The sequence below is a fragment of the Micromonospora sp. HM5-17 genome (assembly GCF_003762835.1).
In the GTDB taxonomy this organism is placed as follows: domain Bacteria; phylum Actinomycetota; class Actinomycetes; order Mycobacteriales; family Micromonosporaceae; genus Plantactinospora.
In genome coordinates, this window is the sequence record NZ_RJWA01000003.1 from 725,954 (window position 1) to 743,307 (window position 17,354).

General features: G+C 72.2%; 11 protein-coding genes. 6 read left to right on the forward strand and 5 right to left on the reverse strand.

Going from position 1 to position 17,354, the window contains the following annotated elements:
• Positions 1 to 3: 3 nt before the first annotated feature.
• The 4 genes from EF879_RS12655 to EF879_RS12670 are packed head-to-tail and all read left to right on the forward strand — an operon-like array spanning position 4 to position 10,473.
• Positions 4 to 3,804: a phage resistance protein gene (locus EF879_RS12655; RefSeq protein ID WP_123558026.1), complete on the forward strand. Its 3,801-nt coding sequence runs from the start codon at positions 4 to 6 to the stop codon at positions 3,802 to 3,804.
• Complete coding sequence (gene pglZ, locus EF879_RS12660; protein ID WP_158624162.1) at positions 3,801 to 6,773, forward strand: BREX-2 system phosphatase PglZ; 2,973 nt, start codon at positions 3,801 to 3,803, stop codon at positions 6,771 to 6,773. Before EF879_RS12655 ends, pglZ begins: the two co-directional genes overlap by 4 nt.
• A complete protein-coding gene (brxD, locus tag EF879_RS12665) occupies positions 6,770 to 8,149 on the forward strand; it encodes a BREX system ATP-binding protein BrxD (RefSeq protein ID WP_123558030.1) in 1,380 nt (459 codons plus the stop codon). The genes pglZ and brxD overlap by 4 nt, the downstream gene beginning before the upstream one ends.
• Before the next feature lie 20 nt (positions 8,150 to 8,169).
• Complete coding sequence (locus EF879_RS12670; protein ID WP_233604436.1) at positions 8,170 to 10,473, forward strand: DEAD/DEAH box helicase; 2,304 nt, start codon at positions 8,170 to 8,172, stop codon at positions 10,471 to 10,473.
• A gap of 263 nt (positions 10,474 to 10,736) precedes the next feature.
• Here EF879_RS12670 and EF879_RS12675 read toward each other — a convergent pair whose 3' ends face one another.
• Genes EF879_RS12675 through EF879_RS12685 form a run of 3 tightly spaced genes read right to left on the reverse strand, consistent with a single transcriptional unit; the run spans position 10,737 to position 12,734 of the window.
• Entirely contained in the window at positions 10,737 to 11,153 is a 417-nt protein-coding gene (locus EF879_RS12675; RefSeq protein WP_148086421.1) for a hypothetical protein, read from the reverse strand.
• Positions 11,150 to 12,415 (reverse strand): hypothetical protein, encoded by a 1,266-nt coding sequence (locus tag EF879_RS12680; protein ID WP_123558034.1) that lies wholly within the window; start codon positions 12,413 to 12,415, stop codon positions 11,150 to 11,152. Before EF879_RS12680 ends, EF879_RS12675 begins: the two co-directional genes overlap by 4 nt.
• A 4-nt stretch (positions 12,416 to 12,419) precedes the next feature.
• Positions 12,420 to 12,734 (reverse strand): type VII secretion target, encoded by a 315-nt coding sequence (locus EF879_RS12685; RefSeq protein ID WP_123558036.1) that lies wholly within the window; start codon positions 12,732 to 12,734, stop codon positions 12,420 to 12,422.
• A gap of 160 nt (positions 12,735 to 12,894) precedes the next feature.
• Here EF879_RS12685 and EF879_RS12690 point away from each other — a divergent pair, with 160 nt between their 5' ends.
• Positions 12,895 to 14,205, forward strand: a complete 1,311-nt coding sequence (locus EF879_RS12690; RefSeq protein WP_123558038.1) for a hypothetical protein — start codon at positions 12,895 to 12,897, stop codon at positions 14,203 to 14,205.
• Between the two features lie 158 nt (positions 14,206 to 14,363).
• Here EF879_RS12690 and EF879_RS12695 read toward each other — a convergent pair whose 3' ends face one another.
• On the reverse strand, positions 14,364 to 15,278 hold the full coding sequence (locus EF879_RS12695; RefSeq protein WP_123558450.1) for a LysR family transcriptional regulator: 915 nt from the start codon (positions 15,276 to 15,278) through the stop codon (positions 14,364 to 14,366).
• 114 nt (positions 15,279 to 15,392) lie between these two features.
• Here EF879_RS12695 and EF879_RS12700 point away from each other — a divergent pair, with 114 nt between their 5' ends.
• The gene (locus EF879_RS12700; RefSeq protein ID WP_233604405.1) at positions 15,393 to 16,649 is read left to right on the forward strand and encodes an MFS transporter; all 1,257 of its coding nucleotides are present in this window, start codon (positions 15,393 to 15,395) and stop codon (positions 16,647 to 16,649) included.
• Between the two features lie 24 nt (positions 16,650 to 16,673).
• On the opposite strand, the gene EF879_RS26980 is transcribed toward EF879_RS12700, so the two are convergent.
• Positions 16,674 to 17,351: a hypothetical protein gene (locus EF879_RS26980; RefSeq protein WP_148086422.1), complete on the reverse strand. Its 678-nt coding sequence runs from the start codon at positions 17,349 to 17,351 to the stop codon at positions 16,674 to 16,676.
• Between the last annotated feature and the right edge of the window lie 3 nt (positions 17,352 to 17,354).

A 17,354-nucleotide genomic window follows, 5' to 3' on the forward strand; every position in this document is an offset into this window, starting at 1 on the left:
CGCATGCCGGAGCAGAGCCCCCCACCGCTGCTGCGGGACGTGATCGTCATCCCGGAGTCTCCCTCCGCGAGTGAGCTGGTCCTCAAGCTCGCCGAGGGTGTCAGCAACGCCGAGGAGACCCTCCGGGAGTACGTCATCCCGCCCCGTCTGGTCGACAACTTCGACCAGGCGCTCCGGCTGATCCAGAACGCCGTGGCCACCGGCACCTCCCGGGCCGCCTACCTGCACGGCTCATTCGGTGCCGGTAAGTCGCACTTCATGGCGGTGCTGTACGCCCTGCTGCGGGGCGAGCACGCGGCGCGCAGTCGGGACGAGTTCGCCCCGTTGCTGGCCCGGCACGACGCCTGGCTCAACGGCCGGCGGTTCCTCCTGGTGCCGTACCACATGATGGGGGCGAAGTCGCTGGAACAGCGGGTCCTCGGCGACTACATCACCCACGTGCGGACGCTGCACCCCGAGGCGCCGATCCCCGCCGTACACCGCACCGACGCCCTGCTCGACCAGAGCCGGCACCTGCGCGCCCAGATCGGCGACGCCGCCTTCATCGCCGGCCTGCCCGGCGGCGGCGAGGAGGACGAGTGGGGCGACGAGGGCGGCTGGACCACCGAGCGGCTCGACACCGCCTTCGCCGCCGCCCCCGACGACGAGATCCGCCGCGCTCTCGTCCGCGACCTGCTCAGCACCTGGCAGCGGGGCTTCTTCCGCAACGCGCTGGAGGACCAGGAGGGCTTCATCTCCCTGGACCGCGGGCTGTTCGAGATCTCCGCCCACGCCAGGGACCTGGGGTACGACGCCCTGGTGCTCTTCCTCGACGAGCTGATCCTCTGGCTCGCCAACCACATCGGCGACCAGCGGTTCATCTCCCGGGAGATCCAGAAGATCACCAACTTCGTGGAGGGCTCCGACGCCCGCCGGCCGATCCCGGTGATCACCTTCATCGCCCGGCAGCGCGACCTGAGCGAGCTGGTCCCCGAGGGGGTCACCGGCGCACACGACCTGGCCTTCCAGGACACCCTCAACCTGGCCAGCGGCCGGTTCGACGTGATCACCCTGGAGGACCGGAACCTGCCGCAGATCACCCGCAGGCGGGTGCTCAAACGGGTCGGCGAGGACGAGGGTCACGGCGAGGCGGCCGAGCGGGCCATCACCGAGGCGTTCGAGCGGTTCAGCAGGGGTGTCCGCTCCGAGGTCTGGGACGTCCTGCTCGGCACCGACAGCGGCGTCGGCACCGGTGCCGACCTCGACACCTTCCGGCTCACCTACCCGTTCAGCCCGGCGTTCGTCTCCACCCTGGTCTACGTCTCCAGCGCGCTGCAGCGGAACCGCACCGGTCTGAAGCTGATGCGCCAGATGCTGGTGGAACGCCGCAACGACCTGCGGCTCGGCCAGATCATCCCGCTCGGCGACCTCTTCGACGTGCTCAGCCGCAGCGGCGACCAGCCGTTCACCGAGCGGCTGAAGGTCGAGTTCGAAACCGCGCAGAAGCTCTACCAGAACCGGCTGCGCCCGTACCTGCTGGAGCAGCACCGCGTCAGCGACGACGACCTCGAACGCGCCCGGCGCGGCGAACACCTCGACCGCCAACTCGCCGCCCGGGTGCGGGCCTTCACCGGCGACGACCGGATCATCAAGACCCTGCTGCTCGGCGCGCTCGCCCCGGCCGTCCCGGCGCTGCACAACCTGACCCCGCGCAAACTCGCCGCGCTCAACCACGGCAGCATCACCAGCCCGATCCCCGGCGGCGAGAGCGGAATCATCGCCCGCAAGCTCGAACAGTGGGCCGCCCGGTTCGGCGAGATCAAACTCCTCGACGGTGACGGGGTACGGCTGGAGCTGGTCGGGGTCGACGTCAGCAGCGTGCTCAACGAGGCCCGCAGGTACGACTCGCCCGGCGCCCGCCAGGCCATGGTCAAGCGGCTGCTCTGGGAGGAGCTGGGCATCACCGCCACCGACGGCTACTTCGACCAGGCCCACGTGGTGTGGCGGGGCAGCCGGCGCGTCATCGAGGTCGTCTACGGCAACATCCGCAACCCGGAGGAGCTGCGCGACGACGCCTTCCACCCGTTCACGCCGAACGCCTGGCGACTGATCATCGACTACCCGTTCGACGAGGGCACCCACGGCCCGGCCGAGGACCGCAACCGAGTGCTCAACCTCGGCTTCAGCGCCCGGACCGTCTGCTGGATCCCGGCCAGCCTCACCGTCAACCGCCAGCAGGACCTCGGCCGGCTGGTCATGCTCGACGCGCTGCTCAGCGGCCCGCCGACCCGGTTCGAGCAGGCCGCCCGGCACCTCAGCGAGGACGACCGCCGCCGCGCCCACGCCACCCTCACCAACCAGCGCGACGCCCTGCTGGTGGCGATGAGGGGCGTGCTGCGCCAGGCGTACGGGCTGGCGACGAAGCAGGCGGCCGACGTCCTCACCACCTACACCGACCACCTGCTCAGCCTCACCGACCCACGCGAGCTGACCCTGCCCGTCGGCGCCCGGCTCAACACGGTGCTGCCCTGGCTCGCCGACCAGATGTTCGCCGCGCAGTACCCGGCCCACCCCGACTTCGACCCCGACCGCCGGGGTGAGCCGGTGCGGGTCGCCGACCTGCGCACCGTCCTGGAGTACGTCCGCCGGGCCGTCGAGTCGGGCGAGGACCGGGTCGAGGTGGAGAAGAAGGACCGGGCGGTGGTCCGGCGCATCGCCAACCCGCTCAACCTCGGCGTCATGCACGAGGCGGCGTACGTCCTCAACCGTGAGTGGGTCGACCACTTCACCCGCCGGGCACGCCAGGAGGGGATCACCGGCGACCTGCGCGTCACCGACCTGCAGCGGTGGCTGGACGAACCGCAGCCGCGCGGCCTCGAACGACCCGTCGCCCAGCTCGTCATGGCCGCCTTCGCCGAGCAGACCGACCGGACCTGGATCCGGCACGGCGCGATCCTCACCCCGCAGCCGGAACTCACCGCGATCGCCGACGACCTGGCGCTGCGTCAGCCGGAGCGCCCCGACGAGCAGGACTGGGCCGAGGCCCGGGAACGGGCGATGCACCTGTTCGGCTTCATGCCGCCGAACCTGCCCCGGGGACGCCTCGTCGCCATGTTCGTCCAGGACCTGTCCCGGCAGGCCCGCCAGTACCGCGACGCCGCCCACCGGCTGGTCGACGAACTCGAACGGCACGCCGACCGGCTCGGCCTCGACCCGGCGGCGACCACCGGGCGGCTGCACACCGCCTACGTCGCGCGGGACCTGCTTGACGGGCTGGACAGCAGGCACCGGGACATCGACATCATCCGGCAGCTCGCCCGGACCGACCTGGGCGGGCCGCCGCAGCGGGCCGGCCGGAGCATCCGCAGCGCCGCCGACGTGGTGCAGGCGCTGCGCAACACCGCCTGGGAGACCTTCGACCTGCTGGCCGAGCTCGGCGAGCCCTGGGCGGCCGAGGCGGCCGAGATCCTCGCCGCGCTGCGGCAGGCCGCCCGCGACGACGAGCTGACCACCCCGCTGGCCACCGCCCTGACCCGGGCCCGCGCCCGCGCCACCGACCTGCTGGGACGGGCCACCCGGGCCGCCCGCCCCGGCGGCCCGACCCCGCTGACGACGCAGCCCGACCGGCCGACCCCGGCCCCGGCGACCTGGTCCGCCGGCGGGCCGGCCCCCCTCGACGACCCGGTACGCGACCTCGGCCCGGTCGAGCAGGGCAGCCTCACCGTCGACGGTGACGACCTCGCCGAGCTGGTGGAGACGCTGCGCAAGGTCGCCGACCGCAACCCGGGCCGCCGGATAGACGTGACCTGGCGGGTACGACCGTGAGCCCCGCCGCCTCAGCCCTCCGCGCCCTGCCGGTCAACCCGCACACCCTCGCCCAGCGGGTCGAACGCAAACTGCGCGGGTACCGGCCGGGGCAGGGCGACACCGAGCCGGTGCTGCTGGTCAGCGCCGAACCCTCCTGGCCGTACGACCCGATCCTGACCGTCACCGACACCCTGCGGGTCCGGGTCGTGCGGGGCGTCTCCGCCCTCGCCATCTGGGCGGAGCTCGCCCAACCGCACGACCTGCCCACCGTGATCCTCACCCACCTGAGCGAGGACGAGCTGGGCGTCGGCATCCTCAGCCGGGTCCACCGGCGTCGGATCATCGAGATGGAGCCGTGGAGTCTGGTCGCCGAGGCGTTCGGCGCCCAGCGGCTGGACCCACGGCTGAAGGAACTCCCCTGGGCCGGGCGTGCCCTCGTCGAGGCCACCCCGCCCGGCGGCTGGCCCCGGCTGCCCGGGATCGTCCTGCACCGGGACACCGCCCTGCGCCACCTGGCCGTGCAGCGGCTCCAGCTCGCCCGGCTCGGCACCGCCGCCGAGGACCTCGACCCGGCCACCCTGCTGCGGTGGAGCGCCCTGTCGGTCGCCCCGCAGGCCCTCGGCGCCCTCGCCGAGTCCGAACGCACCGGCCTGCTCGACTGGCTGGCCGAGCAGTTCGGGCCGACCATGCGGCTCCTCGCCGCGCTGTACGACGTCGGCCGGGTCACCGACACACTGCCGCTCGGGCTGGTCTGCGCGGCGATCTGGGCTGGCGACGACCCCGACAGCCTGCGCGCGCAGGGCCGGGTCGAGCAGTACCTGGGCGGCGTCGTGCTCGACGCGGAAACCGTCGCCTCGTTCACCGCCGCCGCCACCCGGACCATGGCCGGCCTGCTCGCCGACGCCGTCGCGCGGGACCGGAACGCGGGGCGGGACACCGCCGCGCACCGCGAGCGGGAGGAGTTCGACCCCCGCCGGCTCGGGTACGCCGTCCTCGACCGGGCCGAGGAACTGCTGACCGGGTTCGCCGCGACCGGCGCCGCCCGGCACAGCGACCTCCTCCGCTCCGGCTTCGAACACCGGCTCGGCGAGGTCGCCCGCGCCCTCGGCCGGGCGGTCACGGACGGGGGCGGCGTCGTCACCGACGAGCTTCCCGCCGTGGGCCGGGCCGTCGCCCACCTGGCCGCGCACCACCTCGCCGCGCACTACCCGCACCGGGTCGAACGCGCCCGGATGGCCCTGCGCCTGGTCCGCTGGCTGGCCGAGCCGGTCGAACCCCCGCTCGGCGTGGCCGAGGGCATCGTCCGCCAGGTCACCCAGTGGTCGTGGGTCGACCTGGCCCTGGACCACGTCTGGACCGGCGAGGACTCCCACACCGCCCTGGCCGCGATGTACCGGGTCATCCACGACCGGGCGCAGGCCCGGCGGCGCGACCTGGACCAAGCCTTCGCCACCCGCCTCGCCGCCTGGACCGCCGCCGGCGGCCGGACCGGAGACCTGCTCGCCGTCGAACACGTGCTGGACCGGGTGGTCGCGCCGGTGGTCCGCGAGGGCAGCCGGCCGGTGCTCGTCGTGGTGGTCGACGGCATGACCACCGCGATCGCCGTCGACCTCGCCGAGCAACTGACCCGGCAGGGCTGGCTGGAGTACGACCCGCTCGCCTGCCGCCCCGGCCGCAGGACCGAGGCCCGCCGCCGGGGCGTCGTCGCCGCCCTGCCCACGGTGACCGCGGTGTCGCGTACCTCGCTTCTCACCGGCAGGCTGTGCCGGGGCGGCCAGGCCGAGGAGCGGGCCGCGTTCGAGACGAGTCCGCTGTGGCAGGGCCGCCCGGCGAAACTGTTCCACAAGGGCACGCTGCGGGGCGAGGCCGGCGAGGTGCTCAGCGAGCAGGTGATCCAGGCGCTGACCGACCCGGAGACCGTCGTCGGCGTGGTCGTCAACACCGTCGACGACGCGCTGCGGCACGGCCGGGAGAGCGCCGACGCCGGCTGGCGGCTCGACAACCTCGGCGCGCTGCGGGCACTGCTCGACTACGCCCGCTACCAGGGGCGGGCGGTCATCATCACCAGCGACCACGGGCACGTGCTGGACCGGGAGAACACCCTGCGGCAGGTCACCGACCCGGCGTCGGCCCGGCACCGGGTCGACCCGGCCCCGGCCGGCGACGGCGAGGTCGAACTCACCGGAGCCCGGGTGCTCGCCGACGGCGGGCGGGTCGTCGCCCTCTGGGATCCCCACCTGCGCTACCTGCCCCGCCAGGCCGGCTACCACGGTGGTGCGTCGCTGGCCGAGGTGACCGTGCCGCTGCTGGCCCTGCTCCCGCTTGGCGCGGCACCGCCGCCGGGATGGCGGCTGCTCGGGCCGCAACAACCAGAGTGGTGGTCGACCAGCGTCGAGCCGGAGCCCGGCGACAGCGCCGCCGAGGGAGCCGGGCCGACGCAGGTGCCGCCGCAGCCCGTACGGGCGCGGGGCGGCACGCGGCGGCGGAGCGCGCCGAGCGGCGGCCCTGGTCTGTTCGAACTGCCCGCCGAACCACCGCCGGTCCGATCGCCATCGACGTCACGACCACCCGCTGAGGACACGCCCGTCGAACCGCCGTCGGCCGATCCACGGCCGGCAGCGCCTCCGTCCGACGGCACGCCGCCGGCCGGGCCCGGGAACCTCGTCGACGAGCTGCTCGCCTCGGAAATGTTCAAGGCACGGCACGAGCTGACCCCCCGGAGGGTGTCGCCCAACAAGATCAGAGGAGCGGTGACCGCGCTGCTGGAGGCCAACGGTGTGCTGCCCGCGGCGCTGCTGGCGGAGAAGGCCGGCGAGCAGCCGGCCCGCGTCACCGGTTTCGTCACCACCCTGCAGCGCATCTTCAACGTCGACAGCTACCCGGTGCTGTCCCTGGTCGACGACGGACGTACCGTCCGGCTCGACCTGGCGCTGCTGCGCGAACAGTTCCAACTGCCCGCACCATCCTCGCCGAGGAGGCAGCCGTGACCGGCCGGGTGAGTACCGCCCGGCGCCGGCAGGTGCTGGACGCGCTGCGCCGCGGCGCCGTACCCGAGACCGGGCTGGACCTGCTCGCGGTCGGCCTGGACCGGTTCACGGCCGCCGTGCACGAGGACATCGAGACCGTCCGCACCGGCGGCGCGGTGTTCAAGGCCATTCGGGGCGAGTACGGTTCCGGCAAGACCTTCTTCGCGCGCTGGCTCGCCGAACAGGCCAAACGGGCCAACCTCGCCACCGCGGAGGTGCAGATCTCGGAGAACGAGACCCCGCTGCACCGGTTGGAGACCGTCTACCGCCGCCTCACCGAACGGCTCACCACCGCCACGTTCCCGCCCAGCGCGCTGCGAGCCGTGGTGGACGCCTGGTTCTACGCGCTGGAGGACGACGTCCTCGCCGAGGGCGCGGTTGACCCGGCCGACCAGCCGGCGATCGACCGCGCCGTCGAGGACCTGCTCGGCCGGCGGCTCAGCACCGTTGGCCGGACCGCCCCGACCTTCGCCGCCGCGCTGCGGGGCTACCGTGCCGCCGTGGCCGCCGGCGACGCGGCCGGTGCCGACGCCGTACTCGCCTGGCTGGGCGGGCAGCCGCACGTCTCGGCGGCGGCCCGCCGGCACGCCGGCATCCGGGGCGACCTCGACCACTTCGGCGCACTCGGCTTCCTGCAGGGGCTGCTCGTGGTGCTGCGCGACTGCGGATACCCGGGGCTGCTGCTGGTGCTCGACGAGGTGGAAACCCTGCAACGGGTCCGCGCCGACGCCCGGGACAAGGCCCTCAACGCGCTGCGGCAACTCGTCGACGAGGTCTACTCCGGTCGCTTCCCCGGCCTCTACCTCGTCATCACCGGCACCCCGGCCTTCTACGACGGACCCCAGGGCGTCGCCCGGCTGGCACCGCTCGCGCAACGGCTCGCCACCGACTTTCCGGCCGATCCCCGGTTCGACAACCCCCGGGCGGTGCAGGTGCGCCTGCCCGGGTTCACCGTCGAATCCCTCGTCGAGCTCGGCGTCCGGGTCCGCGACCTGTACGCCGAGGGCAGCCCGGCCCGAGATCGGCTGCTCGACCTGGCCGACGAGGCGTATCTGGCCGCCCTGGCCCGCGCCCTGGCCGGCCGGCTCGGCGGCGCGATCGGCATCGTCCCCCGGCTGTTCCTCAAGAAGCTCGTGGCCGGGGTGCTGGACCCGATCGAACTGCATCCGGATTTCGATCCGCGCCGGGACTTCGCCCTCACCGTCGCATCGTCCGAGCTGACGGAGGCGGAGCGCAACGCCGTACGGGCCGCCGGGACGACGGGCGGTGCCGGGTCGGCTGCCGCGACGGGCACCGGTGCGACGAGGGCCGACGAGATCGATCTGGACCTGTCGTGACGGCCACCGTCGGGCCGTCCGTGCCGCGGTCCGGGCCGGACTCCGGCGGGGCCGACCTGCTGCATCCGGTGCTGCTGCATCACATCGTCAACACGCTCGGCTGGTCGCGGCTGCGCGAGCTCCAGGAGGTCGCCGTCGAACCCCTGCTCGCCGGCCACGACGCGGTGCTGCTCGCCGCCACCGCCAGCGGCAAGACCGAGGCCGCGGTCTTCCCGCTGCTGTCCCGGATGGCGACCGAGCGGTGGAGCGGCCTCACCGTGCTGTACGTCTGTCCGCTCAAGGCGCTGCTGAACAATCTCGAACCCCGGCTGTCGCGCTACACCGACTGGCTCGGCCGCCGGACCGCGGTGTGGCACGGCGACGTCACCGCCCCGGCCCGCCGGGCGATCCTGCGCGACCGACCGGACCTCCTGCTGACCACCCCGGAGTCGATCGAGGCGATGCTGGTCAGCGTCAACGTGGACCACGCCCGGTTCTTCGCCGACCTGCGGGCGGTCGTCGTCGACGAGGTACACGCCTTCGCCGGTGACGACCGCGGCTGGCACCTGCTGGCCGTCCTCGAACGGCTCAGCCACCTGATCGGGCGCCCGGTGCAGCGGGTCGGGCTCTCCGCGACCGTGGGCAATCCGGACGACCTGCTCACCTGGTTGCAGGGCTCGGGGTCGGGCCGGCGACCCGGACGGGTCGTCGCGCCCCACCTCCACCGGGCCTCGCCGGCGGCGTCGCCGGATCGCGTCGACTCAGGCGGCGAGGCGGCCTTCCCGGTGCCGGCCGCTGCCCCGCCGGCTGATGCCGACGCCTCGCGGACTGCTGCTGCCGCCGCGCTGGCTGACGCCACCGCCCTGGCCGCTGCTGTCGCTCCGCCGGCTGCTGCCGCCGCGGCTGACGCCCTCGCCCCGCCGCCCGGGGACATCGAACTCGACTACGTGGGCTCCCTGCCGAACGCCGCGACGGTGATCGCGGCCCTGCACCGGGGTGAGAAACGGCTGGTCTTCTGCGAGTCCCGGCGGGAGGTGGAGGAACTCGGGCAGCTCCTGCGGCTCAAGGGGGTCACCACCTTCCTGTCGCACGCCTCCCTCGCCCCCGACGAGCGGCGGCGCTCCGAGCAGGCGTTCGCCGAGGCGCGCGACTGCGTCATCGTCTCCACCAGCACCCTGGAGCTTGGGATCGACGTCGGTGACCTCGACCGTGTGATCCAGATCGGCGCGCCGCGGACCGTCGCGTCGTTCCTGCAACGACTCGGCCGAACCGGACGCCGACCCGGCGCCACCCGCAACTGCCTGTTCCTCACCACCGACCAGCCGACCCTGCTACGGGCCGCCGGACTGTTGCTGCTCTGGGGGCGGGGCTGGGTCGAACCCGTCGTCGCCCCGCCCGAGCCGCGCCACATCGTGGCCCAGCAGATTCTGGCGCTCTGCCTGCAGGAACGTCAGGTCGCAGACCAGCTCTGGGCGGACTGGTGGAACGGCCTGCGGCCGTTCACCAGGGACGCCGAGGTGATCGTGCGCTACCTTGTCGACCAGGGCTTTCTCCAGCGCGACGGCAATCTGTTGTTCATCGGCCCCGAGGCGGAGCTGCGGTTCGGACACCGGAACTTCATGGCCATGACCGCGGTCTTCACCGCGTCGCCCGAGTTCACGGTGCTCTCCGGGCGTACCGAACTCGGCCGGATCGACCCGAGCCTGCTGACCGAACAGGTGCAGGGCCCGCGCCGGCTGCTGCTCGGCGGGCGGAGCTGGCAGGTCACCTACGTCGACTGGAAGCGCCGTCGATGCTTTGTCGAACCGGTCGACAGCGGCGGGAAGGCCCGCTGGCTGACCTCGGGCGTGACGGGGGTGTCGTATGAACTGACCCGGGCGATGCGCGAGGTGGTGCTCGGCGCACAACCGCCGGTGGCGCTCACCCGGCGTGCCGTCGGCCAGCTCGCGGAGGTCCGCGAGCGGTACCTGTCGGTCGTGCATCCGGGCGGCAGTGTGGTCAACCGGCTCGCCTCCGGCGACGTGTGGTGGTGGACGTGGGCGGGCTACCGCGCCAACGCGACCCTGGCCAGCACTCTGACCGGCCTCGTTGACCCGATGCAGGAACACGGCGACCTCCGCCTGCGGCTACGCCGAGATCTGACTCCCGCGGAGTGGCGCGACGGGATCGCTGACGGAGCCGATGTGCTGTGCCTGCCGGATGTGGACGAGGACGCGCTCTCCGGGCTCAAGTTCACCGCCGCTCTACCACAACGACTCGCCCGTGCCACCCTGGCTGCCCGATTGGCCGACCTACCCGCCGCGATCCAGGTCCTCCGCGAGCCGACCCGATTCGTCGTCGACTGAGCCGACATGGTGGTCGCTGGGGAGGCAGCACGGTGTGGTCCGCGGGTGGGGAGGCGGACGAGCGGAAGCTCACCTCGCCAATGCCCTGCGGCGACATGATCGAGACCGAGCAACGGCGAGCTGTCGAGCGGCCAGCGACGCCGCTGTTGGCGGGAGCTTCTCGTCGCCACGTCCACCTGACCGCCACGTCGATCCGACCTGCCCATGCGGCGGGCATGTGACCGGCGGGCCAGACCGGAGGACACCCCGGTCGCCGGGATGCCTCAACTCGGGTTGACGAGGCTCATGCCCTTCTCGACCACGACGCCGGTGCCGGCGGCCTGCCTGCCCGGCGTGAACGTGAGCTCGGGGATGACCACGGCCTTCGTCACCGTGCCTCCCTTGGTGAAGACGGCCAGGGCACCGGACACCATCAGCCGGCTGCCGGGTTTGAGGACGGTGGCGCCCACGTCGCGGTTGACCTCGTCGGCGGGCGCGCCCTCGTAGTAGCAGTAGACGGCGTCCCAGTCGAACGAGGTCAACGTCCGCAGGGGCGCGGAGCCACCGCTCTCGCGGAGCTCGGCGAGCTTGGCGTCGAGGTCCTTGTCGGACTGCGGGGTCATGGTCTGGCTCTCCTTGTCGCAGGCCGCCAGGACGGGCAGGAACAGCGCCGCCGCCAGCATGGTCCTTCTGCGCATCACGATCCGGTCTTCTTGGGTTGCGGATGGCCGGGCAGCGTCCGGTTCTCCGGCTCGCCGGTGTCCTCGGGCCTCACCTGGTCGCTGTAGTCGAGCTGGCCGTCGCCGCCGATGACCACCGTACGTCCCTGTCGAACGGCCTCCTGGATCTTGTCGGCCAGTTCCTTGGGCGAGGCGTCCGGGTTCGCCACCGCGATCGAACGCCCGACCTCGTTGTTGTACAGGTCCATGGCCTCGCGGGCGGCCTGGTTACCCGGGATGGACTCGTGCGCGTACGTGAAGCGCTTCGTCCAGTCCTCGCCGAACTCCTGGGTCAGGCGCGCGTTCCAGTAGGCGTGACGGAAGGCGTCGTTGTGGTCGTCGTTCTGGTCCGGGGTGGCGAAGCGCTGGTCCGCGACCTCGAACGCCTCGTCGTGGATCTCCTGGAACTTCTTCAGCCCCAGCACGCCGTACTTGTCCTGCAGCTCCCGCAGGAGGGCGGCCTCGGAGGCCGTGAGTTCCCGTTGCTCCACGAACCAGCTCAGCGGCGCGCCCGGGAACAACTCCTTCCTGGGGTCGTCGGCGACCTGGTACTCACCCATGATGATCGCCCCGGGCCGCCGGGCGTTCGGGTCCTTGGCCGCCTGGTAGACCTCCTCCTGCAGGCCGGGCACGCCGGCGATGATGGCCTGGGCGTTGCTGCTGTTGGCGAGGAAGTCGGGCAGGTTGGCGCGGGCCGACTCCAGGGTGCGCACGGTCAGGCTGCGGGCCTCGGACTCGGTCCGCTTCGCCCGCTCGTAGTAGTCGCTCGCCTGGTCGAACAGCCGGTCGGCCTGGGCGCGGATCTTGTCGACCTCGTCACCCTGGCCGAGTTCGCCGATCCAGTCGAAGAACCCCTGCGTACCGCGCAGGTCGTTCCACTTCTTCATCGGCTCGTCGCCGGGATCCTCGATCTGCCGGATCAGGTTGCCGAGCGCCGTCTCCACGCGCACACCCTCGGCGACGAGGCGCTTGGCCTGGTTCTGCGCCGGCACGTAGTCATCGAGCGCCCCGCCGGCCTTTTCGTAGCCGTCCCGGAGCGCCTCCAGGAGCAGGCGGGCCTCCTTGAGCCGACGGTCGAACAGCTCCTTGCCCTCACCGGACCACTCGGTCTTGCCACTGACCTGTTCCAGGGTGGGTAGGGCGGAGTCGATCAGACGTACCACCCTCTTGAAGTCCTCGGCAGCGGCATCGACCAGCTGCGGCTTCATCTGCTCGATGTACCTGACGTCGCTTCGGTAGGCCATGGCGTCACGCGGGGCGGTAGGTGGAGTTGGTGAGGAAGGAGTCCAGCTTCTGCTGGGCCGCCGTGTCGACCCGTACGTAGCGGTCCGCCGCCACCTTCAGCTTGGTCGACAGCGCCGTCAGCAGTGCCACCACGTCCTGGTACTGGTCCTGCGCGAATCCGGCGAAGGCCTTCGTCTTGCTGGCCACCTCCTCGTGCGCGGCAGGTGCCGCAACCCGGCTCGCGAGACTGGGCTCCGGCCGCCCGGCCTGGAGCAGACCAGCCAGTTCCAGCAGGGTGTTCGCACTCCCGTCCAGCGACTTGGGCTTCACATTGGTCACGGCATGTCACCCCCGTTATCGGCGACTGACCGAGATCCAGAGTAATGGGCTGCGACAACGGTGACGTCCGCCGTGGCGACGACGTGTCCACGGCAACCCGCCCCGAGCCCGGTGGCGGGCGTGTCTGAGGTGTGCGCGGAGGCCTGCGATCCTGATTGGCGTGTGGGGACGGCGAGGCGGGAACCCGGCGGAGCGACGGGTACGCGAGGCGTTCAGGCAGGGAGTCGAGGTCGACCTCGGCGGCCTGGCACATCCGGTGCGGGCGGAGGTGGTGGCGGATCTGCTCGCCGGCGCGGGGAGTCCACCCCGGGCGGCGTTGCGGCTCCGGTCGGCCCGGATCGTCGGGCGGCTCGACCTGCGCAACGTCGAGATCACGGTGCCGGTGTCGTTCGCCGGGTGCGTCTTCGCGGAGGTACCCGACCTGGCCGAGGCGCGGGCGGTGAACGCCTCGTTCACCGGATGCACCCTGCCGGGGCTGTCCGCGCGGCTGCTCGACGTCCGCGGCGACCTGAGCCTGGCCGGCAGCACGGTGACCGGTTCGATCGATCTGTGTGACGCCCGGATCGGCGGCAACCTCGACCTCGACGGCGCAACGCTGCGCCGGCCCGGCGGTGTGGCGCTCGGCGCCGACCGGCTGTCGGTGACCGGCAATCTCACCGCCCGGTACGGCTTCACCGCCGAGGGCGAACTGCTCCTCGTCCACTCCCGGATCGGCAGCCAGCTCAACCTCACCGGTGCCGAACTCCGCAATCCGGGCGGGTTCGCCCTGCACCTCGGCGGTGCGCGGGTGGGGAGTCTCTGGCTGACCTTCGCCACCCGGCCGGTCGGCCGGGTCCGGCTCTCCAGCCTTCAGGCCGAGTCGATCTTCGACGACCCGGCGTCGTGGCCGGTGGAGCTTGACCTGATCGGCTGCACGTACACGATGCTGATCGCCCGGAAACCCTCCGGGCCGAACACCCCGCTGCCGCTGGTGCCGGTCACCGTCCGACAGCGGCTGGACTGGCTGCGCCGCAGCCCCGAGGGGTACGTCCCGCAGCCGTACGAGCAGCTCGCCGAGGTGTACCGGCGGAGCGGGCAGGAGGTGGAGGCCCGCCGGGTGCTGCTGGAGCGGCAGCGTCGACGGCGGGCGACCCTCCGGCTGCCCGGACGGCTCTTCGGTTACCTGGTCGACGCCCTGGTCGGATACGGCTACCGCACCTGGCTGGCCGGGTTCTGGCTGCTCGGGTTCTGGGTGCTCGGCACGGTCAGCTTCACGCTCGACCCGTCCACGCCTCGGAATCCGGCCGAGGCGCCGACCCCGAACCCGGCGCTCCAGGCGCTCGACCTGCTGCTGCCGATCGTGAACCTCGGCCACGACAACGCCTGGAACCCCGCCGGCGCCACCGAGTACGTCGCCGCGCTGCTGATCCTGGCCGGCTGGGTCCTCACCACCGCCGTGGTGGCCGGGCTGACCCGTACCCTCAGTCGGTGAGCCGGCCGGTGGGCGCCGGCCTGCCCGGTGACCCGACGACCGCGTGGCGTACGCCGCGACCTGGGCCGGCTGGGGTACGGCGTCGGTGGCTGGGGGCACCGGGCGCGTGGTCGTACCCCAGCCGGCACCTCAGATGGCGTCCGCGACCCGGGCCGGCGTTACACCGCCTCGGTGCCCGGCTCCCGGTCGAGACCGAGCTCCTGCTCGACCGCTGCGACGAAGGTCGCGACGACGCGCCGCCGGACCCGGCCGCCCGGGGTCGCCAGCGACATCGACCAGCGCAGGTCGACGCCGCGCAGGCGCTGCGGGCGTAGCCCGGTGCCCTCCAGCGGGATGAACTCCGGCACCAGCGCCACTCCGAGCCCGGCCTGCACGTACGCCGGAATCGAGGTGACGTCGGCGATCTCCAGGGTGATCGATCGGCGTAGTGACGCCCGGGCGAACGCCTCGTCCACGACCGCCCGGTTGCCGAAGCCGAGCGGCGAGTCGATCCACCGGTCGCCGGCCACCTCGGCGAGCGAGACCTCCGGGGCGTCGGCCAGCGGGTGCTCCGGCGGCAGAATGAGGCGCAGCGGGACCTCGGCCAGTAGGCGGACCGTTACCCCGGGCGGCGGTGGTCCGTTGACGGACACGAAAGCCACATCAAGTTCACCTTCGGTGAGGGCACGGACGAGGCCCGCCGACCCGTCGGGAAAGGCCCGCATGCTGACCGTGACCCGTGGATGGCGGGACTGGAACCGGGCGAGCAGCCGGGGCAGGTCGACCAGCTGCATCGTCGTCATGGTGCCGACCGCCAGCGGTCCGCGGAGCCCGGCCTGGGTCTCCCGGACGGCCTGTCGCGCGGCGGCGGCTGCGGCGAGCGTGGCCCGGGCCTCGGGGAGGAGGGCGCGACCCGCGTCGGTCAGTACCGCCCGCCGGGCCGTCCGGGTGAACAGCGTGGCGTCGAGGTCCGCCTCCAGCGCCCGCAGGGTGCTGCTGACGCCCGACTGAACGAGGTGGAGCCGTTCGCCTGCGGCGGTGAGGGTCCCCTCCTCGGCGATCGCCAGGAACACCTCCAGGTGGCGTAGTTCCACGTTGCCCTCTTCCATCTCGAACGGAGATGGAGGCTAGCACAAACTTTCGTTGTTCATGCTGGGTCGCCTCGAGCAATCTCGAGTCCACGAGGCAATCCCTGGCAAGGAGAGAATGTGAAATCTCAGGTCATCGACGTCCGCCCGAGCGTGTCACCGGCACCCGACCCGCTCGCACCGTCGATCGCCCGGCACCGGGCCGGCTTCTGGATCGTCGCCTTCGCCTTCGCCGTCGCGATGGCGTTCTCCACCGCGCCGACCCCGCTCTGGAACCTCTACCGGCAACGCGACCACTTCTCCACCACGATGGTGACCGTCGCCTTCGCCGCGTACGCCGTCGGTGTGGTGATCAGCCTCTTTCTGGTCGGGCACGTCTCCGACTGGCTGGGCCGCCGGCGCATCCTGGTGCCGGCGATGCTGCTGGAGGTGGTCGCCGCGGTGATGTTCCTGTTCTGGCCCGACCTGCCCGGTCTGGTCCTCGCCCGGGTCATCACCGGGATCGGCATCGGCATGATCACCGCCACCGCCACCGCACACCTCGCGGAGCTGCACGCGGTGGCCCGCCCGAAGGCGCCGCCGCTGCGGGCAGGGCTCGTCGCCACCGCGGCCAACACCGGCGGTCTCGCCATCGGTCCGCTGGCCGCCGGCCTCGTCGTCCAGTACGTCGACAGCAAGCTGACCGTGCCGTACCTGCTCTTCCTGATCCTGCTCGTCGGGTCGGCCGTCGGGCTGGCGTTGGTGCCGGAGACCGTGCCGGCGGAGCGGGCGGAGAGCCAGCCGTACCGGCCGCAGCGGGTCGCCGTGCCGCCCACCGACCGGAGCCGCTACTTCGCCGTCGCCGCGGCCGCCTTCGGCCTCTTCGCGATCCTCGGCCTCTTCACCTCGCTCGCCCCGAGCTTCCTCGCCGCCATCGGGCAGACCGCCCCGGTGATGGCCGGGCTGGCGGCGTTCGGGGTCTTCGGCGCGGCGACCGTGGCGCAGCTTCTTCTCGGCCGGGTCGCCCCGGCCCGCCAACTCGCCATCGGGATCTCCGGCACCGCGCTCGGGGTCGTGGTGCTCGCGGCCGGAGTGCTCCTCACCTCGCCGGCCGGGTTCCTGGCCGGTGGGCTGATCGCCGGCGGCGGGGCCGGCGTGCTGTTCAAGGGCAGCCTCGGCACGGCGGCGATGCTCGCCCCGAGCCATGCCCGCGGCGAGGCCATCGCCGGGGTCTTCCTGACCGCGTACGTCGGTCTCGCGATTCCGGTGCTCGGTATCGGGTTTGCCAGCCGGCTCGGTGTGCCGCTGCACACGTCGCTGCTCGGTTTCTCCGCCCTGGTGTTGGCCGTGATGGCGGCGGTGGCGGCGACCCTGCGTCGCCACCCGGCGAGGGCCTGAGCCGCGGCTGCCCGGACTCGACCGCTATCGGAGATCGTCGAGGATGTCTTCGGCGGCCGCGACGATGTTGGAGCGTTGAGCGCGCAGCAGTTCCAAACGGCGTGCCAGATCGGGCTGTACGGGGGCCTTCAGCAGTATGGTTATGCTGACCTTGGCGTTCTCGGAGCGGGCTACGAGCCTTATTGCCATCTCCGCTAAATGGATCGTGAGAAACGCCCCGTCGCCCAAGCCAGTCAGGTCCTCTGGCGGGGTGTGCCAGTCTGAGGCGCTGCGTGCGAGGTTGCGCGCATCCTGCCGAGCCAGGTCGAAAGCGTCAGCCGCCAACTCCTCGACGGTCGTCGAGGCGCTCATGCGATAGACCGTCACTGATGATATTAGGAGCGGCTCGAGAGTGCCGCTGCCCTTCCAATTGCAGGAGGCGATAAGGCGTCTCCGATTGTCCGAGTAGTCGTCGTTTGCTACGCCTGGACCGACAATTCCGGGTAGTCCAGGAAGTTTCTCGTCGATCGTCGGGCACTCGGCGTTCAGGCCTTGCCATCTGCTGCTGGGTGTGGGCGAGGGAGTGGAAATCCGATCCCGGTTGTCGACGCCCGGACGATCTGTGGGAATCGGATCGGGAGAGTTGATCGTGCAGCCAGGAACGACCAGAATAGCTGCCGATAATGCGAGTACGCCGTGCTTGACGATCTGTCGAAGTGCCACTTT

Bases quoted from the DNA above. Each gene is read 5' to 3' on its own strand.
- EF879_RS12655 (WP_123558026.1), top strand. From the start codon at position 4: ATGCCGGAGCAGAGCCCCCCACCGCTGCTGCGGGACGTGATCGTCATC.
- EF879_RS12680 (WP_123558034.1), bottom strand. From the start codon at position 12,415: ATGGCCTACCGAAGCGACGTCAGGTACATCGAGCAGATGAAGCCGCAG.